General features: G+C 66.3%; 18 protein-coding genes. 15 read left to right on the top strand and 3 right to left on the bottom strand.

Annotated elements, in window-relative coordinates:
* The first annotated feature begins 381 nt into the window (after positions 1 to 381).
* The 7 genes from V3W47_RS08740 (at position 382) to V3W47_RS08710 (ending at position 11,432) form a co-directional block, all read left to right on the top strand.
* On the top strand, positions 382 to 699 hold the full coding sequence (locus V3W47_RS08740) for a hypothetical protein (RefSeq protein WP_331824816.1): 318 nt from the start codon (positions 382 to 384) through the stop codon (positions 697 to 699).
* Between the two features lie 66 nt (positions 700 to 765).
* Positions 766 to 2,082 (top strand): DNA cytosine methyltransferase, encoded by a 1,317-nt coding sequence (locus V3W47_RS08735; protein WP_331824815.1) that lies wholly within the window; start codon positions 766 to 768, stop codon positions 2,080 to 2,082.
* An 85-nt stretch (positions 2,083 to 2,167) separates the two neighbouring features.
* Positions 2,168 to 3,157: a hypothetical protein gene (locus tag V3W47_RS08730; RefSeq protein ID WP_331824814.1), complete on the top strand. Its 990-nt coding sequence runs from the start codon at positions 2,168 to 2,170 to the stop codon at positions 3,155 to 3,157.
* Positions 3,154 to 4,770 (top strand): DISARM anti-phage system protein DrmE domain-containing protein, encoded by a 1,617-nt coding sequence (locus tag V3W47_RS08725; RefSeq protein WP_331824813.1) that lies wholly within the window; start codon positions 3,154 to 3,156, stop codon positions 4,768 to 4,770. Before V3W47_RS08730 ends, V3W47_RS08725 begins: the two co-directional genes overlap by 4 nt.
* Complete coding sequence (locus V3W47_RS08720) at positions 4,767 to 8,663, top strand: helicase-related protein (RefSeq protein ID WP_331824812.1); 3,897 nt, start codon at positions 4,767 to 4,769, stop codon at positions 8,661 to 8,663. Before V3W47_RS08725 ends, V3W47_RS08720 begins: the two co-directional genes overlap by 4 nt.
* A complete protein-coding gene (drmB, locus tag V3W47_RS08715; protein ID WP_331824811.1) occupies positions 8,653 to 10,533 on the top strand; it encodes a DrmB family protein in 1,881 nt (626 codons plus the stop codon). The genes V3W47_RS08720 and drmB overlap by 11 nt, the downstream gene beginning before the upstream one ends.
* 26 nt (positions 10,534 to 10,559) lie before the next feature.
* A complete protein-coding gene (locus tag V3W47_RS08710) occupies positions 10,560 to 11,432 on the top strand; it encodes an HNH endonuclease (protein ID WP_331824810.1) in 873 nt (290 codons plus the stop codon).
* Between the two features lie 224 nt (positions 11,433 to 11,656).
* On the opposite strand, the gene V3W47_RS08705 is transcribed toward V3W47_RS08710, so the two are convergent.
* The 3 genes from V3W47_RS08705 to V3W47_RS19685 all read right to left on the bottom strand — a co-directional run bounded on the left by V3W47_RS08705 (position 11,657) and on the right by V3W47_RS19685 (position 13,638).
* The gene (locus V3W47_RS08705) at positions 11,657 to 11,782 is read right to left on the bottom strand and encodes a hypothetical protein (protein WP_331824809.1); all 126 of its coding nucleotides are present in this window, start codon (positions 11,780 to 11,782) and stop codon (positions 11,657 to 11,659) included.
* A gap of 169 nt (positions 11,783 to 11,951) precedes the next feature.
* Positions 11,952 to 12,806: a site-specific integrase gene (locus V3W47_RS08700; RefSeq protein WP_331824808.1), complete on the bottom strand. Its 855-nt coding sequence runs from the start codon at positions 12,804 to 12,806 to the stop codon at positions 11,952 to 11,954.
* A 61-nt stretch (positions 12,807 to 12,867) separates the two neighbouring features.
* Positions 12,868 to 13,638, bottom strand: a complete 771-nt coding sequence (locus V3W47_RS19685; RefSeq protein WP_442877212.1) for a metallophosphoesterase family protein — start codon at positions 13,636 to 13,638, stop codon at positions 12,868 to 12,870.
* A gap of 425 nt (positions 13,639 to 14,063) precedes the next feature.
* Between V3W47_RS19685 and V3W47_RS08695 the strand changes: the two genes are divergently transcribed.
* From V3W47_RS08695 to V3W47_RS08660, 8 genes are all read left to right on the top strand, one after another.
* A complete protein-coding gene (locus V3W47_RS08695) occupies positions 14,064 to 14,882 on the top strand; it encodes an Abi family protein (RefSeq protein WP_331824807.1) in 819 nt (272 codons plus the stop codon).
* A gap of 189 nt (positions 14,883 to 15,071) precedes the next feature.
* A complete protein-coding gene (locus V3W47_RS08690) occupies positions 15,072 to 15,461 on the top strand; it encodes a hypothetical protein (RefSeq protein WP_331824806.1) in 390 nt (129 codons plus the stop codon).
* Positions 15,454 to 16,293, top strand: coding sequence for a hypothetical protein (locus V3W47_RS08685; protein WP_331824805.1), 840 nt, complete (start codon positions 15,454 to 15,456; stop codon positions 16,291 to 16,293). Before V3W47_RS08690 ends, V3W47_RS08685 begins: the two co-directional genes overlap by 8 nt.
* Positions 16,230 to 17,204: a hypothetical protein gene (locus V3W47_RS08680; protein WP_331824804.1), complete on the top strand. Its 975-nt coding sequence runs from the start codon at positions 16,230 to 16,232 to the stop codon at positions 17,202 to 17,204. The genes V3W47_RS08685 and V3W47_RS08680 overlap by 64 nt, the downstream gene beginning before the upstream one ends.
* Entirely contained in the window at positions 17,201 to 18,253 is a 1,053-nt protein-coding gene (locus V3W47_RS08675) for an acyltransferase family protein (RefSeq protein WP_331824803.1), read from the top strand. The genes V3W47_RS08680 and V3W47_RS08675 overlap by 4 nt, the downstream gene beginning before the upstream one ends.
* Positions 18,254 to 18,256: 3 nt before the next feature.
* The gene (locus tag V3W47_RS08670; protein WP_331824802.1) at positions 18,257 to 18,658 is read left to right on the top strand and encodes a DUF2227 family putative metal-binding protein; all 402 of its coding nucleotides are present in this window, start codon (positions 18,257 to 18,259) and stop codon (positions 18,656 to 18,658) included.
* 463 nt (positions 18,659 to 19,121) lie between these two features.
* Entirely contained in the window at positions 19,122 to 20,279 is a 1,158-nt protein-coding gene (locus V3W47_RS08665; RefSeq protein WP_331824801.1) for a beta/alpha barrel domain-containing protein, read from the top strand.
* Between the two features lie 201 nt (positions 20,280 to 20,480).
* Positions 20,481 to 21,236 carry a DUF6710 family protein gene (locus V3W47_RS08660; RefSeq protein ID WP_331824800.1) on the top strand — a complete coding sequence of 252 codons (756 nt, stop codon included), beginning with the start codon at positions 20,481 to 20,483 and terminating at the stop codon, positions 21,234 to 21,236.
* Positions 21,237 to 21,383: the final 147 nt, after the last annotated feature.

Below are 21,383 nucleotides of genomic sequence, written 5' to 3'. Positions count from 1 at the left end.
GCGGCGTTCCTCCCTCCTGTAGCCCGTCATACACAAGCTCCAGCAGCAGCGCGGCGAGCGAGCGCCTCTTTCTTCTCACGGTCGCCCAACATCTGCATGGTCATCTTGCTGTAGGTGGTTAGGCCCCGCGTGGCCGCCTTGCTCAGCTCACCCTGAAAGTCCCCGAGCGCGAACTGCTCACGGGTGTTGGCGCACGCCCAGGCGCCAGCGATGGCCAGGTGGCCAGCAGCGGGGCGAGCGGGGGCGGTAGCGCATGGGGAGGGGGGCGGGTGTGGGGCCTCTGGCGGGACGGAACTGCGATGCCCAGGATCCAGCCATGAAGCTCGCGCAGGAGACGCTCGACCTGCTTTCTGAGCCCACGTCCCCGGTAGAGTTAGTCCCATGGACACCCTCGCCCAGGACATCGCCCAGCGCGCCTATGCGCTCGAACCAGACGGCCTGAACGCGGCGCTGCGCCAGCTCGGCCTCCCAGGCTGGGCGCGGACCCTCGAGAATCTCTCCTTCCAGGGCTGGGACACCGGGGGCGGCTGCATGATGCTCGTCGCCGAGCTGCCGGGAACGGGCGGTCACCAGGTCGGCATCACCGACGGGGAGGCCGATTTCCCCCGGGACGCCGAGAACTTCTGGGTGGGCATCCTGGACCCCGATGGAGACGAACTGCACTTCATGTTCGTGAAGGGCGGCAAGCTTCAGTCCTGACCCGCCCGCCCATGTGCTGGATATGTGGCCCGTGTGACAAGTGCTAACCGTATACTGACCCCACACGTGCAGAGTTCCCCAGGGCCGGCCAGTCAGACCATTCCAACGCTGGAGGCGTGTGGCATCGCGCCTGACGCGTCGCTCCAAGGCCTCCAGGTCGGTCCAGAGCACCACAGCCTGATTTTTTCTTTCTTTAGCGGGTCCGGCTTCCTGGACCTGGGCTTTGAGCGCGAGGGCTTCCTTCCAGTGCTGGTCAACGAGTACCACGCGCCTTTCCTGGCCGCCTACCAGCACAGCCGCCAGCGGATGCACCCGCCCACTCCTGCCCCCAAACTGGGCTACCTCCAGGGCAGCATCGAAGTGTTCCAGGCGCCGAGGGCGCGCGCCTGGCTCAAGCGGCAAATCGCGGCGGCCCGGTCGCTGGGGAAGCCCGTGGGCTTTATCGGGGGGCCGCCCTGCCCCGATTTTTCCAATGCTGGCAAGCACCGGGGCAAAGACGGAGACCACGGGCGGCTCACGCAGGTCTACGTCGATCTGATCATCACCCACCGCCCGGACTTCTTCGTGTTCGAGAACGTCAAGGGCTTGATGCGCAATCACGCAGAGCACCTGCAAGAGATTGAGGAGCAACTGGCGGCCGCGGGCTACCGCTTCGCCACCCGCTTGGCGAATGCCCTGGAGTATGGCGTCGCGCAAGACCGCGAGCGGGTCGTAATCGTGGGCTTTCACAAGTCGCTGTATCAGCGCGCGGGTCTCCGTGTCCCGCGCCTGCGGCGCCTAGACGCTTCACTCTGGCAGGCGGAGATCGGGCAGAAGGCTGCCGAGATCAAGAAGCTGCCGTGGCCCACCACCGAGCCGTTCCTTGAAGGCAGTAGCCGTTCCTGCCCGGCTGGGTTGCCAGCGAACCTGACCGTCGATCACTGGTTCCGTCAGAACGAAGTTGAGCAGCACCCCAACGCTCGCCAGCGCTTCCAGCCACGCCAGGGGCTGACGCGCATGCAGCAGGTGCCCGAGGGCGACGTCAGTCGCAAGTCCTTCAAGCGCCTGCACCGCTGGCGCTACGCGGCGACTGCCGCTTACGGGAATAACGAAGTGCATCTGCATCCCAGCGAGTCCCGCCGACTGAGCGTCGCAGAGGCGCTGGCCATTCAGTCTATGCCCGGGGACTTTGAGCTTCCCGCGGACATGAGCCTGTCGAATATGTTCAAGACCGTGGGCAATGGCGTGCCCTTTCTGATGTCCCGCGGCATTGCCTGCACGGTCAAGCGGCAATTGGTGGCGCTGGCACCACAGCAGGCCCAAGATACCCCGGCCCCCGGCGAAGACCTGGCGTTCTCCCCCCAAGCGGGACAGGTGGATGCCCCCCAGTGGGTGCCTACCTGAATCCGAGCCTGGAGGCCACATTTGCGGCAGGGGACCGAGGAGCGTGGCGCTACGCTGACGCCAACGCTTCTGGAGGACGTTCAGCGTGACTGCTCAAGATAATTTGCGAGTGCCAAATCGCCCGCCCCTGATGATCAACCCAGCCAAGGGGCGAGTGATGGCGCTTCCCAGCTGGGCACAGAGCTTCATGGACGCGGGGAACCTTGTGGCTACGCAGCCTGTTAAGCCGCCGATTACCCTGGCCGTCTCTCTCCCCACTCGGACCCTCGCGGCTGTCTTTGCAGCCCTGGGCACCGTCCACGCCCGCCGTCAGCTCAGCACCTCCGCCGTTAACCAGTTCGAAGAAATCTGGGTGATGACCGGTGAGGTCCAGGTGCGCTATCGCCAAAAAGATCAGGCAAAGGCCACCATCGCTCCTGTCATCGGCCGGCGCGAGCTCAATGGGCACCGCTATCTGGTCATTCAGACGCGCAGGAACGGCACCACGCAAGTGCCTGAACAGCTGCTCCAGGAATTGGTGATTCAGCGGGCTGGCACGCCAAAGCGGGCCAAGGCGTTGGCCTTCAATGATCCCTGGCTCGCCCAGATGCTGGAAGGCTGCGAGGCTGAGCAGTACCTGTTCCATGATCGGCATGACTGCCTGATCGTTGGGCAAGATAGTCTGCTGCGGCGCGAGGCAGCCCTGGAACTCCAGCTCCCTGGCGCCACTCCCGGTGCCCCTCGCCTGAGTGGGACCGTCGACTGTGTGCTGCGGGTTCGCCGCTGGCAGGCAGAAGGCAGGGTCTTCAGCAGCGACGTGCTGCCTGCGAACACCGACCCCAACGACGCCGACGCGGCGCACCTGCAGCATTTGCAGGCTTTCCCCGTCGTGATCTTCGACGGCGCGGGCGCCTACCTGCGCTGGCGCCATCCGCTGCGCCGCCAGCACCATCTGGTGCTGCTCAGCCGCACGGACCGGAGGTTCGACGAGGCGGTCAGTGTTGTTGACCAGGCGTTCAAGATGCGCGCTGGGCACCATCTCACGTTCCCGGTGCCGCCCGGCATAGAGGGCCTCGCCTTTCGGAGGAGCCGATGACGGGCGAACCGCTGCGCACCACCCTCTTCCAGGTCCATCAGTTGTACACCTGCCCCGATCAGGCCCAGCGCCTGCGACACCAGATTGACCACCCGGTGCTGCGGCAGGTGCACCGAGATATCCGGCACCTGGGCTTTCTGGTGGAACTCGAGCAACGGGAGGACACCTGCGGCCCCCTCTTGCGGCGCCTACGGCGCTTTAGCTTTCTCAGCGCGTCGACGCCACTGCCCTTCGACCACCCTCTGCTGTGGCCCCATCAGGCGGCCGAGCTCCTCGCTGAGGCGATCTCACGCTACCCCCGGCTCTACCCCAACTTGGCCGAGGTGGTTCTACGCATTCGGGCCAGTCTGGACACCCTGCACGCCGAACCGACCACCCCTCTGTGGGCCTGGCTCACCACGCAAATCACCCGGTATACCCACCAGGAATTCTGGCTGCGGCGTTCAAGCGACCACACCCTGATCCTGGCGGACACCCGGGTGGTACGCGCGGTCGAAGCGCTGGTGGAAGCAGAGCAGCTGAATCTGCGGGTCAGCACTCCTCTCGCTTTCCAGGGGGAACGGATGGTGTCGAGGCAGATTTTCCTGGGGAGCAGCCGCTGGTTCCCGGAGTGGTGCTTTACCGCGCCGCGCTCGCCCCAGATCGACCTGGTGCAGTACCACTGGGTCTGGGATGACGCTGAGTACCCGGCCGCCTTCCCCTTCAACCAGCGGAGCCTGCCCGGCACCAGCTTCGTGACGGCCTCTGCGCCGGAGCTGGCTTCGAGCACGGCACCTGAGGGCATGGAAGACCCAGCCGAGGAACCCATCGCACTTCACCTCCCCACGCTGGACTGGCAACGGCTCCTGGCCCGCGAACGGCTGGAACCCGGCGACGACGAAGAGGCCCGGGACGCCGTTCCTGCCCGGCTTTACGCCCTGCAGGGCTTTGTGGGCGTGTGGTTCGCGTGCGAGGAGGAAGAGACGGTGTTGGGGCTCCACCTGGATCCCGATGAGCCGGGCAAGCACCGGGTGGAACGGCTGAAGGTTCATGAGCTTCAGCCTGGCGACTATGTTCTGCTGCGCACCGAGGGCGCGGGCAACCTGCTCGATACCCTCGCGGGCCAGTTGCTGGGAAGCGAGGGCGTCCGCGCGCGTCAGACGCACCAGGAATGGAAGAAGGTGGTGCGCCAGCAGGTCTTCCGCTGCGTGACCTATGAAAAGGCCGTGCGGCGGCTGCGCGACCTCGGCGCCGTCAAGGCGAGCGTCGGGAACGTGCGGCACTGGGAGACAGACGACAACCTGCGTCCGCAGCGTGACGAGGACTTCCGCGCTCTGGTCGCGTTCTGCGGCATGGAAGCCCGCACCGACGAGATCGCCCAGGCCGCCGAACGCCTCCGCTTTGCCCAGCACTCGGCCGGGCAGCGCATCAGCCAGATGATCCGCGCCGCTATTGCTGGGACAGACCTGACTGCCCTGGAGCGCGAGGGTCTACAGCTCTTCACCCTCCCGGTCAGCGAAGGCGGCGGGACTTTCACGGCATACAGCGTGGTAGGCATCTCTGAGCAGGAGGCCTGGGTGACTCCCCGCCGGCTGGGTCGGCCCATCTCCCTGGAAGAGCAGGAGTACGAATGAACGCACACGTCCGCAACCGCACCTTGCTGCTCGCTGCCCTGCGCCGCGAGCTCGTGGGGCCAGACCCGGTGCCGGGGGCCAAGTCCCTGAATCTGTCCAAGCTGCCTGTCTTCAAGACCATTCAGGAGATGCACGGTCCCTGGACCGAGGAAGGGTCGCAGCAGGAGATCATCAGCCAGGACACGCCCACCAAGCGCTACGGCGTGGGGGTTCTGCATCCTGCCCCAACCGCACAAGGGGGCTCCGGCCTCCAGGCCAGCCAGGAGGCGCGCCGCGACGTGGACGCCATCAATCAGGCTGACTTCGCCTCCGCTGAGACCGCCGAGGCGCCCGAAGGTACACCGGATCCCGAGGGCCCCGCCGCACAGATCAAGCAGAACGAAGCTGTGAAGGAAAAGGTTGAGCGGGTGCTAGGGTTACGCGAGGTCGCCAGCAATCCCGAGGAGACATTCGACATCTCCGGCGCGAATGGCTACCGCCCCAGCGGCATGGCAGTGAGCTTCCTGGCCGAGATCCCTGAGGGCAGCGTGCTGAAAGTTAGATTGCCAGCTGTCCTTCCCGAGGGGCACGCTTTTGAAGGTATGGCCGTCAATGGCCGCTACCGTCCGGTCGCCGTTCAGCGGGAAGGCAAGGCAGCCGCGGAACTCAAGTCGGCGCAAGCAGCACCTGAGGCTGTGGCCACCGAGGCTGCCCAGCCCACACCCTCTGAGCAGACGGACTCGCCCTCTGAGACCACCCCCGCCGCGGCTCCGGCCGATGAGGCGCCTGCCCCCGCTACCGCGGCTCAGGGACCAGCCACCGGCAAGCGAGTGAAAGACACCCTCTGGGCTCGCGTTCAGCTGGAAGCGGAGTACGAGGTCTCAGGGGCTGAACTGCTCGCCTCTCAGGGGAAATTCCTGGTGCTCGCGCCTGCCCGCTCCTCCGGTCTGGAAGGGCTGCGGCTCACCGTCGAGATCCTGGCCCGGCCCTACGGTCCAGCGAGCGGGAACCAGCGCCTAGTGACGGTGAACTTGGTCAACCGCACTCCGGGCGAGGACCACCCGGACCAGCGCTCCCTGTTCCAGAGCTATTTCGAGCTTCAGTTCGAACAAGACGGCGAGGTGCAGGCGACCATCCTGCCTTACCCCAAGCCGCCCCAGGTCGGTGATGAGGAAAAGTCGAACGCCCTGCTGTACCGCAATACGCCCATTTTCGCCACAGGCCACGGCTGCGCCGCCGACTGGGTGACCGCCTCTACGGAGCGCGCCGCCGCACTGCGCGCTGAGTGCCTGCCCGTCCAGGAACTCCCCAGCATCACCCCCGACATCAAGAGAAAGGTCACCCGCGATGGGGGGGAGCGGGAAGAGACCATCGAAGTGCCCATGCTGGGGCTGGCTGGCCTCAAGCCTGGCTTCGACATCGAAGACAGCCTGCAGCAGATCTGTGACGGCTACGAAGACTGGATCGGGCTGCGCGAAGCCGAGATCCCCTCCCTGCCTGCGATCCACCAGCCCACGGCCCAGGCGCATCTAGAAGCCTGTAAGCGGGCGCTGAAGCGCATGCAGCGGGGCCGGGACTACCTGGTCGGGGACGCCACCGCGATGCAGGCCTTCAAGTGGGCGAACCACGCCATCCTGCTGCAGCAGATTCGCGGCGACCTGAAGCCGCGTCTGGCGACCTACAACGCTGCCGACGACCGCAGCAGCATCAGTGGCGTATACCCTCCGGTCGAGGTAGCCGCAGGGGAGGGCCGCGGCAACTGGCGCGCCTTTCAGATCGCCTTCCTGCTGCTCTCGGTGGAGTCGGCGGCCCAGGGGGAACACGATGACCGCGACGTGGTGGAGCTGATTTGGTTCCCCACCGGCGGCGGCAAGACAGAAGCCTACCTTGGCCTGACCGCCTTCGCGCTGTTCATGCGGCGCCTGCAAGATCCCCAGGACTCGGGCGTGCATGTGCTGATGCGCTACACCCTGCGCCTCCTCACGGCGCAGCAGTTCCAGCGCGCCACGGCGCTGATTTGTGCCATGGAGTACTTGCGCCAGCGACACACCCAGGCGCTTGGGGAAGCACCGTTCAGCGCTGGCATCTGGGTGGGGGGCGGCACGACGCCCAACCGCCGCGAAGACGCGCTGAAGACCCTGGGTAAGATCGTGAAGGGGACGGGCGAGTCCAACCCCTTCCTGCTGACCAAGTGCCCCTGGTGCGGCGCGCAAATGGGACCCTTCGAGCACGCTGCGCCGCTAGAGGCTGAGGAAGATGGGCGCGGCCGCAGAGGCCGACACAGCCGGGGCAGGTCCCGAGGCAAGGAGAGCCGGGCGCAAGTCTCCACCCTGGGATACGAAGACCGTGGCACCACGGTCTCCCTGCACTGCCCCGATGCGCAGTGCGACTTCTCGGAAGATCTGCCGATCTATGTCATCGACGAGGACATCTACGAGCATCGGCCCTCGCTGATCATCGGGACGGTCGACAAGTTCGCGATGCTTGCCTGGCGCCCTGAGGCGCGCTCAATCTTTGGCATCGGCCTTGATGGCCGCCGCGAGGTGTCCCCGCCAGGCCTGATCATTCAGGACGAGCTGCACCTGATCGCTGGTCCGCTGGGGTCCATGACCGGCCTCTTTGAAGGCGTGCTAGAAGACCTCTGCACCGATGATCGCAACGGCCGCGCGATCAAGCCGAAGCTGGTGTGCTCGACGGCCACCATTCGTGCCTACCGGGAGCAGGTGGGGGCTCTCTACGCGCGCCCCCGCACGGAGCTGTTCCCGCCTCCGGGGCTGGACGTCTCCGACTCCTTCTTCGCCCAGTACGCCCGGGAAAAGGACGGAAAGACGCTGCAGCGCGGGCGGCTCTACGTCGGGGTCAATGGCCCTGGCCATGGGTCCATGCAGACCACCCAGGTGCGCACCTTCAGCGCTCTGCTGCAATTCCCCAAGACGCTCAACCTCGGCAATCAGGACCCGTGGTGGACGCTGCTGACGTTCTTCAACTCGCTGCGCGAGCTGGGCACCACTGTCACCCTGTTCCAGAGCGACATTCCCGACTACATGAAGATCATTCAGGAGCGCTACAAGCTGGACAAGGGGACTGTGCGCAGCGCCTGGAACGTCAAGGAGCTCACCGGTCGCCTGGATACCGAGGAGGTGCCACAGGCGATCCGGGACCTGGAGGTCACGACCGACAACCCAGATCGCCAGCAGCCGGTGGATGTCTGCCTGGCATCGAACATCATCGAGGTGGGCGTGGATATCGGGCGTCTGTCGCTGATGGCGATTGTGGGCCAGCCCAAGACCACGTCGCAGTACATCCAGGTGTCGGGCCGGGTGGGGCGCAAGTGGTGGGAGCGCCCTGGCGTGGTGGTCATGCTTTACAACGCCTCCAAGGCGCGCGACCGCAGCCACTTTGAGAAATTCCGCAGCTACCACGAGCAGCTTTACGCCCAGGTAGAGCCTACCAGCGTGACGCCGTTCTCTCCGCGGGCCCTGGACCGGGGCCTGCGCGCGGCGCTGGTGGCCTTCGTGCGCCAGAGGGGCGAGATGAGCGAGAGCGGCCCCGCGAAGTCCCCCAAGACCTACCCCGAGGAGCTCGGCGAGGCTTTTGAGCGGTTGATTCTGGACCGGGTGGACAAAGTGGACGCAGCCGAAAAGGAGCGCGTTGAGGAGATGCTGGGCAAGATCCAGCAGGAGTGGGCTTTCCTGCAGAAGGACAAGTACCAGGTGACTGGCTCAGCGGGCATCGACCACCCTGGCTTGCTCACTCCCGCGGGACAGCACGTCAACCCCGCAGCGCGGCGGATGACTTGGATGACCCCCCAGTCTATGCGCAACGTGGATGCGAACTGCGAGGCGCAAATCACCCGCTTGCCGGACAACGACGGCATGCGGCGTATTCAAGAAGGACAGACCCGTGAGCAATAATCCCATTCGCCGCGGCCAGCTGATCGCCCCCTTCGGGGTCGGTGCCATGATCGTGGCCAAGAACGGCACCTCAATGGTGACCGGGGCCCTCGACTACTGGTACCGGCGCGAGACGGGTTCTGACCCGTCCCCGGAAGCGCTGCAGGAATTCCGGGTGGAAGAGTGGCGCCTGCAGCAGCGGTTGGGCGTCAGCCACTTCCGGCTCCCTCCGGACTGGCGGACATCGGAGGAGGGTCAGGGCGTGCCCAACGCCTACCTCACTGTGCCTTTTCTTAAGTTCCCAACCTGGTATTCCTGCCGTAAGTGCGGGCTGATGAAGCAGACCGAACCCACGGACAGCCGCGTGCCCAAGTGCGAAAGCTGCGAGAAGCGCGGCTGGTTCGGCCGTATGGTGCAGGTGCCGATCGTGGCGGTCTGTCAGCAGGGCCATCTGATGGAGTTTCCCTGGCGCGAGTGGGTACACCGCAGCCACCGCCCGAGCTGCACCAAGCCCATGCGGCTGGTGAGTATGCCTGGCGCAACCCTGGCCAGCAAGTTCATCAAGTGCGAATGCGGCGCCGGGCGCAACCTCTCCGGGGTGACCTCTGGCGGTGAAGACGGCAACACGGTGCTCACCCAGCAGTTGAGCGACACCCCTTTTCTCTGCCATGGGCAGCGGGCCTGGACGGGCAGTGCCATCGGTGAGGCGTGCGGCAGCCCCGTGCAGGGCTCCCTGCGCAATGCCCTGAATGTCTACTACGCCGACGTGCAGAGTGCCATTTTCCTGCCTATAGGCAGTGGCAGCGTGCCCGCTGAGCTACTGGAGCAGATCCGGACGTCGGTCCAGACGATGCTGTCCTCTCTCGCACACACTCCGCTGGACGAGGACATGAAGGTCGATGTGGTCGTGCGTCAGCTGCTGGCGGGGAGCCCTACCCTGGAAGACCAGTACGGCCGGGACGTGCTGGGGAAAGCGGTGCACTTGCTGCTCAACCCCCAGGCAGAGGCGTCAGGTGGTGCAGAGGAGCAGTTCTCCGACGAGACGGTCTTCCGGCATGAGGAGCACCTGGCCCTGCGCACGGACCGTCAGGGCGATGACCTCAGCACCCAGGTTCAGGACCTGAGAGAGTACCCGGGCCTCGCGCCTTATCTTGCCTGCGTCACCTTGGCCGAGAAGATCAAGGAGACGCGGGTCCTGAACGGCTTCGCGCGCGTGAACCCCCCGAACCAGGATCATTTTGAGGAGCGCCAGCGGCTGATGTGGGTGAATCCGCCTTCCCCAGAAGAGGCGTGGTTGCCAGCCCAGGTGGTGTACGGCGAGGGAATTTATCTCTCGCTTGATGAGGACAGGCTGCAGGAGTGGGAGACACGGCCCGCCGTGCACAACCGGATCGCGAAGTTGGCTGAGCGCGCCGTGGGGACCCGGACGCCTCCCACACCGCGCCTTGTCCTGCTGCATACGCTCTCGCACCTGCTGATGAACCAATTGACCTTCTCCTGCGGGTACAGCTCGGCCACATTGCGCGAGCGGCTATACGCCTCCTCAGACGCGCGGACACGCATGGCGGGCATCCTGATCTACACCGCGGAGGGCGATGCCGACGGCACCTTAGGCGGCCTGGTGCGTATGGGGAAGGGCGCGAACTTCACGGCCATGTTCCAGCAGGCCATCATGAACGCGTCGTGGTGCTCGGCCGACCCAGTGTGCATGGAAGCCGGCGACCATGGTGGGCAGGGACCGGGGTCGCTCAACCTTGCGGTCTGCCACAGCTGTGGGCTGGTGCCAGAGACCGCCTGTGAGCTGTTCAACCGCTTCCTGGACCGGGGCCTGGTGGTGGGAACACCCGAGCAACCCGAGCTGGGCTTTTTCGCTGACCTGTTGTTGCGATGAGTTCGCCCTGGGTCCTCCCTGGAGAGGTGCCTTGCGTGCTCCTGACCATCCGGGTGACGGATAACGCCTACGGAGATAGCGAGGACACTTACATCTACCCAGCGCGCTACCGCGCTGCGCTGGCTCCCCTTGAAGCCGGGCAGCCTATGCTGGCCCTGATCTATGAGCCGCGCCATGGCAGCGGGCGGATGGCCTACGTGGCCTGGGCGCTGCTGTCCACGCCGCCAGAGCCCACTGGGAAGGGGCGGAATGGGCAGCAGGAGTGGCGGGTCCGCTACGACGGCGGGTTGATTCCACTGCCGCGTCCGGTGGCGCAGGAAGAGGGCGGGCAGGTCTTCGAGACCCTGCTGCGTGGCGTGCCGCGAGAACTGCGGGGGCCAGCGCAGCGCGGAATGTCGGTGCGCTCCCTGGCCTGGGCAGACTTCTGCGCGGTCCTGGCTGCAGCGGGTCTACTCCCGCTGGCGCTGGAGGTCACCCCCGTGGAGCGCGTGGCACGCCAGCGCGTCCTGGTCGAGCGGCTAGTCAGGGAACGGGGCTTCCGGCTGCGGGTGCTCTCCGCGTATGGGTGGCGCTGCGCGGTCACCGGGTGGTCGGCCCCACCCAGCCTCTCGCACGCCCTGCTCGACGCGGCGCACCTGGTCCCGGTGAAGGATGGTGGCAGCGACGGTGTCCGGAACGGTCTGGCGCTGACGCCTACGGTCCACCGACTCTTTGACGCGGGGGCGCTGGGCTTCACCCTCGAAGACGGCTTGTGGCGCCTGGAGCGCCGGGGGCCACTGGATGACCTGCGACTTGAGGGACCAGGGGGCCGATTGGAGTTGGCCCATGGGCAGCCGCTGATTCTGCCGGGGGACCGTCGGTTATGGCCCGAGACCATGGGGATGGGCCGTTCCGCTTGAGGAACGGCCCAGGGGGAGAAATTCAGGCCCAGCCCTGCACTGCCGATAGCCGCCCTCGTCGACCCGCGCCAGTACCCGCGATTCAAAAGACGCGGGTTCCATCGGCAGGCGCCGCACTGACACCGCCACCACCGCTTCCAGTCTTAGGTTCAGCCTCCCGGTCTAGTCTCCAGCTGGTCCAGGAAGCGTTCCGAGAGCCATGCGGCCAGCCACTCGCGGTCCACTCACGGTTGAACCTTCAGCCCCCCGCCGAAATGGTCATGGTCCATCGGCTCGCCACGCCAGAAGATGTCCCAGAAGCGCTCGCGTGCCTCATCCTCGTTAGAGGCCGCCGTCACCAGGAACTGCATCTGGAGGCCCTCACCGATGGCAAAGTAGTCCAGCTGTAGTGTGGAGACCAGACCGTGGATACGCCATCACCTGAGCCGGTAGGCTCGGATCCATGGTCCCTTTGAATCACGCTTGCGACTACCACTGATGCAAAGCGCTTTAGGACAGCGTTCGGTCCTTATGCCCCTTTCAGCTCGGCTCTCTCTCGAGTGCTGTGGCCAATCCCTGGGCAAGGCGTGTCGCTCTCTCCAGGTTGGTGTTACCCCCCTGGGCGCTGAAGCCCGCGCTGTGGGTGGAGTGCACGTGGTCCCGCAGGGAGGCGCGGCGCAGGTCACCGGGAGGGGCATACGGGACTCCGGCTTTGCGGCAAGCCGAGTGCAGGGCGGCTCGCAGGTCGCGCTCGATCTTGTAGGGGAAGACCTTACCGCGGGCGAACAGGCCCCCTGCCTCCCGATGTAGGGCTTGCAGCGCTTGGAGTGCCGCGTCGCTTAGGCGAGTGACCGTATGGGGCCGCAGGGCGACGCCGGTGGCCATGTCGAAGTCGTCCCACTGTAAGAGCAGTAGCTCGCGGACGCGGTAGGCGTGTTCGTCGATCAGCACCAGGGCGGCATGCAGCGCAGGGTCGCTCCGGGTGACGCGGTGCAGGGCCGCAACTTGTTCGCGGGTGATAAGGGGAGCCCCAGCGCGTTCGTTGGGGGGGCGCTGGATGCCGTCCAGTGGGTTGTGGGTCAGGACCCCAACCTGGATGGCTTGGTTGTAGATGTTGCTGAGCAGGGAGAGGCGCAGGCGAATGGTGTTGGGTTTTGCGTCTGGACCACGGTGATTGAGACGAGCGACCTGGAGCAGCCAGGAGTGGAAGTCCCCTGGGGGACAGAGCAGATCGATCCCATCTGTGGCGGCCTGTTTGAAGATCAGGCTCAGCAGCGTGAATGCGGTATTCGGGGGAACAGGCAACTGGTCGCGGACGTGAGGGAGAAGTTCGTCGAGGCGAGATTGGGTCAGGGCATCTCGAATCTTGGTGGCGCGTTCGTCGAGAAGATCCATGCCTCACCCTACCAGTTAATCACCGTTAATAGACAGACCACTAGCTCCGACCATCCTCCACCTACCCCTCCCCTCCCAACCTCCGCCCCAGGTGCTGATTCAGCACCTGAGCAATCAAAGGATTGACCCTCAGCTCCCGCTCCAGCATGTGCCAAGAAATCAATGGAACTTCACCCGCCCACATCTGGTGAGCCACCCTGAGGTACGCCGCGTTGAGTTGCTCGGCATGAGGCACGTCAGGCGAGAACGTCTGACGAACGGCCGCTTCGACACGTCCGAGGTCAGCATCCAGGATGCTGGAGCTGTAGCGGCGAAGCGCAGCCGTAAAACCAGCTGACCAATCCAGGGAGACATTGACCGACCGCGGAGTCTCACCCAGACCCCAATGGGTGACTTCAGGCGGGACCCCTGGCGTAAGACGCATATGGGCCACAGTTCCGGACGCGAGAGCGCTCGGATTGATAACCCAAACCCCTTGGTACAACGTCACCATAGGAATGTGTGTGTGCCCATACACCACGATGCTGGCGCCTGCGGCCTGAGCGTGAGCCATCAGGTGTCCCATGCGTCCCCTTTTCACAACTCCATCTCGTCGGCTCGCCGAGCGAAATGACTGTGCCACAGGAAAACCCTGTGCGTTTGAATGCTCAGGCTTGGCCGCTCGGGAAGTTTGCGCTGCGCTGTCCCAGTGTCCTCGAGCAGCTACTACAGGTGTGAGCTGATGGAGGACCCGAGGTTTCCCGACATCATCGGGATGGAGGATCAGGCCGATATCGGCGAAAGCGGCTGATGAGAAATGTCCTGCTGCGATGCCATGGGTACAGTGCAGCATAAGCCGGGGCTGGGGCAGGAAGGGGGAAAGTAGGAGGGGGATGTCTATTAACGGTGGTTAAGTGGTGGCTGCAAAAAATGGCCGCGCCAGCTCCCCACCCCAATTCACATCCTGACCGTTAAATGAGGACAAACAGGCGCGTTGCGCGTGATCTGTCAGCCCTTTTCCTTGCCCTCAGTCAAGATAAAAGCCTGAACCCGACAGCCTTTTGTTGACATGGGTGTTTATGGCTGCTAATATACACGCAACGAGTACCCAAGCGCCCAGCAATGGGAGAGGCTAGGGTCTTTTTTCTTGCCCGCTCTGGACGACGTCGGTACCCTGGGAGCCGCACATGAAGCCGGTGTACACCAAGACGCCCCTCACCCTGTCAGAACAGGTCCAGCACCTCCAGGACAAGGGCCTCCTCATCCCGGACGCTGAGTATGCCCAACTCGCTCCGGCGGGTCGGCCTGTACCGCCTCAAAGGCTTCCTGCTGCCCTACAAGACCCCGACGGGATACGCGCCGGGAACCAGCTTCGCTGACGTGGAACGCCTGATGGTCCTGGACGAAGGTCTCCGGCTGCACGTGTTGAAGGCCATGCAGACCGTTGAGGTCGGCATCCGGCAGGCCATTGTTCAATACATGCTCGAACGGTATGGGCTGCGGTGGTACGCCGACCCGGGGCACTTCCACGAGCCGAACGACTTCTTCGACCACGCCGAGTTTCTGCAAAGGGTCACAGAGGAGTTCACCCAGATGCCGGAGCTGTTCGTCGGTCACTACCGAGAACGGTATGACCTGGATGCCCCGCCGCCGATCTGGATGATTGCGGAGACCATGAGCCTAGGCGGCTGGTCCAAGCTTTTCACGGCCCTGAGGTCGCAGGAGGACAAGGACGGTATCGCGGCTCCCACCGGCATCCGCGCCAGCACCTTCGCCTCCTGGCTGCACGCCCTGACGGTGGTCCGCAACGTCTGTGCCCATCAGTCCCGCCTGTACGACCGGGTGTTTGCCACCATGGGCGTCGCGGACAACAAACGGGTCCGCCGGAGGTTGCTGGAACACTCGTTCGACCCCCGGGATACGAATGCCCTCCGCCTCGCGCCGCGGCTGTACGCCCTTCACCGCCTCACGCAGGCGCTCGATCCGGGGTGCCCCTGGACGGACGAATTGAAGGGGGTCGTGGCCGGATACAGCCTGGAAGAAGTCTCGCGGTTGGGGTTCCGGGTGGGGTGGGAGCGTCAGTCGGAGTGGACGTGAGGTCCTGGTTCCTTCCCGGAGTAGGGCTGGAGGGGTGAACATGCAATTGGGTTCGCGGGTTTCTTGCGCCTTTTGTTGTTGCCCCTCATAGGGCTGATTCAGGTGTAGGTTGCTCACGCTTCTTTGCTCGGAGACGGCTGAAGTCGGAATCTGAGTTGGAGGGAACCAGGCCGCACCGACACTGCCCGTATGGCCTCTCTCCCCAGCCTGCGGCGTGGCTGCTTGTGGCTCGTCCTCGCCCTCGCGGCCGCCCTCCTCGTGTTCGGCCTCGTCCTGACGCTGATCGCGCGTGGGCAGTTACCCCTCTCCAGCCTGCCGGTGACTGTCCTCGTGCTGGGTCTGGGCGGGGCGGCTCTGGGGCTGGTCTTCACCCTCAGCCTCACCGGACCCGCCCTGAGTCGCCGCCGAGAATTGGCCCTGGCCAGGGTCCTGGCCGAGGTGACCGCCGGGAAGTACCGGCCCGCCCCCGACGAGGTGTGGCTGTTCAAGCGCCGCGGCTGGTGGACCCACACGCGCGAACTCACCCCACTCGGCCAAGCCGTGCTCGACCGGCGCAGGGGAGAGGAGCGCCGTGTCTGAGGTGACCCGTGCGCCGGGCGTGAGGGCCTGGGAGCGGCGCCGGTTGGAGGGTGGACGGGAACGGGTGCAACGCTTTCTCTCGGCGAGGGAACCGGTCCACGACGGAGCGACACTCCTGCTCTGCCTGCCGCCAGAGGTACGTCCCCTGGCCCAGGCCCCGGGACCTGATCTGGACGCGGCGTACCAGCAACTCTGGAGCGACGGCTTTCTCCAGCTCGCTCCACCCGAACCGGGGCTGCCGACCGTGCACCGCGGTTGGCTCACCCTGCTCGCCAGCCTCCAGGACAGCCGGACGGGCGCGGTCGCCGCCAACCGTGCTCTGCGAGAGAAGGTGCTGGGCAGGGTCTTGAAGCAGGAGAAGCACGACCATCCTCCCCTGTGGACCGTGGGAGAGCCCTGGTCCGGCTTGCGGGTCCTGCACACCACGGTCGGCCCCTGGGACCTGACGATGGTGAGCGGCGAGAGGAGTTGCACCTACGTGTTCGAGGTGCCGGACTGGGCCTGGGAGGACACCCACCTGCGCCCCGTCCGTTTGCTGGACACGCCGGGCGAGACCTGGGGGCGGAGCGCGGTGGTCCTCTGCCCTCCGGAAGTGACGCAGGTCGAATTGCGCCGCTGCGTGAGGGCGCTGCTGGAGGTGTTCGCCGAGGCGGTCGGCCGGACCTTCGGGCTGCGTCCCACCGCCTCGCAGATGGCGGCGATGCTCGGCGCCCGGCATGGTCTGGACGTGACGGACCTCTCCCTGGAGATCGAGACGCACGACGTGCTGTGCCTGGACGAGCTGGCGCGGATGGGCCCCGACACTCCGGCCTCTCTGGCGGCCCGCCCATGATCCGGCGCGACCACGGTCGGAGCGTCCTCCTAGCGAGGCCCTCCGCTCTGCCCACGTCCTGGCAGGACGCGCTGGACGGCCTGCGCCCGGACAGGTGGCCTTCCGGTGAGGAGGTGCCGCTGAACTTGGAGGAGATCGTCCGGGCGGCCGAGGCGCGCGTGACCGTGCCGCGCGGCTGGGACGCCCTGCTCGCCCGTTCACGCCGCGAACCGCTGGCGGTCACGGCCGCCCGCTGGCAGCGCTCGCCGGACCGCGTGCGGCAGATCGAGGGACGGGCCTGGCAGCAACTGCGGGCGCACACCCGCCATCAAGCCTGGCGAGCGGAACTCTGGGCCTTGGCCGCCCGGCCGCGCGTGGTCCAGGTGCGGCCGGACATCGAACATGCCTGGGCGCTGCTGGTCGAGGGGACGCGCGCGCTCGACCAACCCGAGGTGCGCACGGTCCGTCTGGCACCCGGCCTCTGGGCGCTGTACCGGGGTGCGGCCCCGTCTCGGTTGCGAAGCGTCACCCTCCCCGCCGGACGGGTCCTGACAGCCGGTGAGGCGGCGGCCGTGCTGGGTCTGGATGAAGCGCTGCTGGCCGTCGTGTGGCCCGCGACGCGGGTGTGGCGCACCCGGAACGGGGACTACGCCGGGCATACCGTGGCCTGGACGAGCGGGGAGTGGCTGGCCGCACTGGCCGAGGTGCTGACCCGGGCCGGACAGACCGCGTGGGAGGAAGACCTGCTGTTTCGCGCCTACCGCACGCTGCCGGACGCGCCGGAGGTGGAGGAGTCCAGTCTCAAAGCTGCCCTTCGACGTTCGCGCCGCTTCGCGCGGACGGAAGTGCCCCGGGTATGGCGCTTCCGGACTCAGCCGTGGGCCGACCCTGACGACGTCATCCCCTTGGAACGCCCGGAGGTCCACGCATGAGTTCCCCCTACAGCGGCCAGTTCCCCCTGTTGCGGTCGCCGGGCCTGGACGGCGTGCGCGGTCTGGCCGCCCTCGCTGTGGTGTTCAGCCACGTCGCCACGTTGACCTACGTGCCTTGGGGACCTCGCCTGCCGACCCCGGCCGAGTTCACCCTCTGGTACCTGGGGGCACCTGCCGTGGACCTGTTTTTCGTCCTGAGCGGGTACGTCGTGGCCAGAAGCCTACTGCGCCGCCCGGCCGTGCGGCCCTACCTGGCCCGGCGGGTGGTGCGGCTGGCCCCGCTGGCCTACCTGGCAGTGGGGCTCGCCGTGCTAACACGCTTCGCTGCAAGCCACGCCTCCGACGACTTCAGCGTGCTGATCACGCGCGACCTTCGCGCGCCGCTCACGCCCCAGGACCTGCTGGGCGCGCTGACCCTCAGCTTTCCCGCCCTCAACGCCAACCACCTCAACCCGCCGCTGTGGACATTGATCGTCGAGATGCAGGTCGCCCTGCTGATGCCGCTGTTCACTCGCCTGGCCCGCTGGCCTTGGACGCTGCCCGTGGTCTGGTTCCTGTGCCTGGTCGCGGCCACGCTCGGCTGGGTGCAGGCGGCGTACTTTCCGCTGTTCTTCCTGGGATCGGTGCTGGCCGCCCAGCGCTGGACGTTGCCGAGGTGGGCCGTGGTCCCGGCCCTGCTCGCCGGGCTGGCCGTGCTGCTGCAACGTCACGTCACCGGAAGCGACGAGGTTGTTACACGCTACCTCACCGCCCCCGGCGCGGCCCTGGTGATCCTGACGATCATGGGCGGCGGCGCCCGTCGGTTCCTGGAAGCGCCGCCCGTGCAGTGGCTCGGTGAGGTCAGCTACAGCCTGTACGCGGTCCACTTCCCGGTGCTGCTGGCGCTGAGCGTCCTGGGAACACGCGCCGGGTTGAACCTCAGCGCCTGCGGACTGCTCGCCGTGCCGCTGTGCCTGCTGATGGCCGCCGTCACGCAGCGCTGGGTGGAGCGGCCCCTGCTGAACGTCCTGCGCCGTGCACCACGTCCTCATCCCCTGGCTGCGCCTTGACCTATGCCCAACGGACGCACCCATACCCTGATCAACACCATCGTCGTCTCGTCTGTCACGGCCGTCGCCGAGCGGCTCGGTGTTCCGCTGGGTGATCCCGTCGTGGTGGCCTTTCTGGCCGGTACCGTGATCGGCACCGTGTTCATCACCCCTGACCTCGACATGGCCCGGGTGCGGACCGATGCCCGGCGCGCCTGGGGACCCTTCGAGCTGCTCTGGTGGCCTCTGCTCAAGGTGAGCCGTCACCGCGGCGTCAGCCACACGTATCTCCGGGGACCCCTGATCCGGATCGTGTACCTCGCCTTCATGCTGGGGCTGTTCTTCCTCAGCGTGCGTGTCGGCTGGCGGCTGACGGGCCTGCCCTGGACAGTGGGGAACTGGTCCAGGTCCCTGCCGGGTGGCTGAACGGCTCCATCCTGCTGTGCGCGCTGCTCGGATACTGGATCGCGCAGGTCCTGCACCTGCTGGCCGACCGCATTCCCCTGAGCTGGCGGCGGCTGTGATCCCAGCCTTCGGTCAGGTCGAAGTCTGGCTCGGCCAGGTGGCGGGTTGACCGATTCCCCTCGGGCGGGGCACGCTGAGACACCAGAGCCCGAGGCCGCCGTGAGCTGCGGCCCAGGCAGGGGCTCAGCCGTCGGAACGCCGGGTGCCGGACGGCCACTGGACGGGCAGGGGCACGCGGCCAAGGAGACGCGCCCCTGCTCCCCGCACCAGCACAGGCGAGCACGCCAGGACGCCAGCGAAGACGCCCCCATCGGGGGCATTGTGCCGTCCGCTGAAGGCTCCAGACAGTTCTGGAGTCGTGCAGGCGAGGCTCCTGCACCCGCATCTCCTGATCGCGTCGGGGCAAACGCTCTACCCTTTGGCTATGCCGGAAGTCTCCCCCAACCCAACCTATTCCGGGCACCTGAGCCAGCCGCGTTATCTCCAGCGGGACGGCCGACCGCTCTTTCCCGACTACCGCTACGAGCTGCCCGAGGACGTGCCCCGCGTGGTGTCCTGGGGCGAGCAGGACCACCTGACCTATGCCGCGCACCTGCTCGCTTTTGACCTGTTCCGCAGCCAGGCCATTGCCGAGACGCTCGCGGACGACCTGCGTGAGCGGGTGTTGCGTCCCTTGCCCCACGACCAGCCCTGGCAGATGACCCGGGAGGAGTTGCTGGAGCGGATCGGCGTCCCGGACACGCTCACCTTCGAGGTGCAGGGCCAACTCCTCACCCTGCCCGCCCTCGCCGTCCCCGAGGAGGGCCACCTGCGGGTGCTGCTGTGGTCGGGCGACACCTGGCTCCAGAGTGACCAGTTCGAGGTCAGCCCACAGGAGACGGCCGGACAGGACAGCTTGCCCGCGCTCTTCCTGCCCGACGCAGAGGACCTGACGCCGCTGCGACGCTTTGCCGAGACGCACGGCCTGAGGCTGGACGAAGACCACGGCTGGATTTCCCTGGGAGGTCGCCTGCCGGAGGTGCTGGCGGCCTTCCAGACCCGCGCCCGCGAAGTCCTCGACGTGGAGGCGGTCGCCCAGAGACTCCAACACCTCGACCAGCCGCTGATTCCCGGCGAGGCGGTGCCGATTCACCGCGCGGTGGAGCTGGGGGGACGGGCTCGCGCTCTGCTGGCGCGCTGGACGGTCGGCCAGCTTCACGTGTCCCACTGGTCAGGGGTGCTTGCCCGGCCCATCGTCGAGGACCGGGCCCATGAGGCGGCGCAGCGGTACAACACGGAGCTGCGTGAGCTGATCCAGCAGCTCCTGAGCAGCTTCACCTCGTCCCCCCACGAGGTGGTACGGCTTCAGGTGGCCCCCGGCTGGTACCGGGTGGAGGACCACGTTCTGCGCATCATGCCAGAGGGGGAACTGCGGGTGCAGACCTTGCAGGAGTATGTGGCCTGGCGCAACCGGCGACCGTATGACGTGGAGCGGGATGTGGAGTGGCGAAGGGCGCCCGACGAGGGACAGTTGCTGCGGCTGGTCAACGTGCGTGATCCCGGCCCGCCGCCCGCGCGTCCCGACTGGGTTGCCCTGATCTGAAGGGCATGGAACACATGTCTGGCCCAGACGAGCACTCCCCGCCCCCTCACCGTGGACAACGGTGTCGACCTGACTCGAACGGCACAACCAGCCTGAGCGGCTCTTGCGTGTGGGGGCGTCGGCAGAAAGAATGGAACGGTGTGGCGCGTCCGACAAGGCTGGAGGGCACTCAGTGGCCTGTCCTCCAGCCTGTTTGAAGCCGTGGTCTACCCGAAGGGGCGGCCTACCGAGCCCACCGAAGAAGCTCTTGCCCAGCAGGAAGCGGCGCGAACCGCCCTCAAGGTCGTCCAATTCGCCCGGGAGATGCTGCGCGAAGGGCGGGAGGCCAGTCCGGAACAGCGGCGAATGGCCCTCCAATCGATGGTCAAGATCTGCGTGCAGCAGTTCCAAGCCGAACGAATGGCGGAGGTGTTGGTTGGGAGACACGCCGATGCCCAGGACAGCGATCCCTTCAAGGCGCTGTTCCGGTCTCACTCCCGCCTCAATCCGCACGTACGTGCCCTCCACGATCTGATTCGGGACCGACGGGGGGAGGCTGTGGTTCGGCTGGCCGATGGCCTGTCGATCACGGCACCCTGGCACACCGACCGCCTCGGACGGGCTCTGTTGCGTTACGGCATGGAGTGGGGTCGACGGAACTATCAATGGCGGCAACAACCGGACCAGAGCGGAACGGTGTACCTGCCCTGGGGCATCTACTGTGTGGGCAAAGGGAACCACAGCGCCGCCTCCGGTATGTTCTGGGGTGACGGCGAATTGAAAACCACCCAGATCTCAGACTGGACGCCCTTGCTGGAGCACGTTCGCCTGACCAAGAAAGGACTGGTTCGAACGGAGGACCCGGAGAGAGTGGTCCTCGCCAGCGCGGCCTGGCCCATCCTGGCCCTGATCGGTCTGGGTCCGCTGCTGATCGAGCAGGGTGGGACGTACGGCGCACGGGTGCACCTCGAGGACTAGGACCCGCCGGACGGTTCCTGGGGCCTGCGCAGCACCATCAACTCGCGCCACAAATGGAAGCAGACATTCGGGGGGACCTGATCTGCTGGACATTTTCGAGCTGGGACGGCTGTCGTCGGGTGAAGGAGCAAGCTCACGGGTACACAG

It is taken from the genome of Deinococcus sp. YIM 134068, from assembly GCF_036543075.1.
Lineage (GTDB): Bacteria > Deinococcota > Deinococci > Deinococcales > Deinococcaceae > Deinococcus > Deinococcus lichenicola.
Note: the sequence above shows the minus strand (reverse complement) of the source record. Positions and strands in the feature narration are given on the sequence as shown.

What these genes read in the sequence shown, in the direction of transcription:
- V3W47_RS08740 (WP_331824816.1), top strand. Translation starts at nt 382, where the DNA reads ATGGACACCCTCGCCCAGGACATCGCCCAGCGCGCCTATGCGCTCGAA.
- V3W47_RS08725 (WP_331824813.1), top strand. Translation starts at nt 3,154, where the DNA reads ATGACGGGCGAACCGCTGCGCACCACCCTCTTCCAGGTCCATCAGTTG.
- V3W47_RS08720 (WP_331824812.1), top strand. Translation starts at nt 4,767, where the DNA reads ATGAACGCACACGTCCGCAACCGCACCTTGCTGCTCGCTGCCCTGCGC.
- V3W47_RS08705 (WP_331824809.1), bottom strand. Translation starts at nt 11,782, where the DNA reads ATGCAGTTCCTGGTGACGGCGGCCTCTAACGAGGATGAGGCACGCGAG.
- V3W47_RS08700 (WP_331824808.1), bottom strand. Translation starts at nt 12,806, where the DNA reads ATGGATCTTCTCGACGAACGCGCCACCAAGATTCGAGATGCCCTGACC.
- V3W47_RS19685 (WP_442877212.1), bottom strand. Translation starts at nt 13,638, where the DNA reads ATGCTGCACTGTACCCATGGCATCGCAGCAGGACATTTCTCATCAGCC.
- V3W47_RS08695 (WP_331824807.1), top strand. Translation starts at nt 14,064, where the DNA reads ATGCCCAACTCGCTCCGGCGGGTCGGCCTGTACCGCCTCAAAGGCTTC.
- V3W47_RS08690 (WP_331824806.1), top strand. Translation starts at nt 15,072, where the DNA reads ATGGCCTCTCTCCCCAGCCTGCGGCGTGGCTGCTTGTGGCTCGTCCTC.
- V3W47_RS08675 (WP_331824803.1), top strand. Translation starts at nt 17,201, where the DNA reads ATGAGTTCCCCCTACAGCGGCCAGTTCCCCCTGTTGCGGTCGCCGGGC.
- V3W47_RS08670 (WP_331824802.1), top strand. Translation starts at nt 18,257, where the DNA reads ATGCCCAACGGACGCACCCATACCCTGATCAACACCATCGTCGTCTCG.
- V3W47_RS08665 (WP_331824801.1), top strand. Translation starts at nt 19,122, where the DNA reads ATGCCGGAAGTCTCCCCCAACCCAACCTATTCCGGGCACCTGAGCCAG.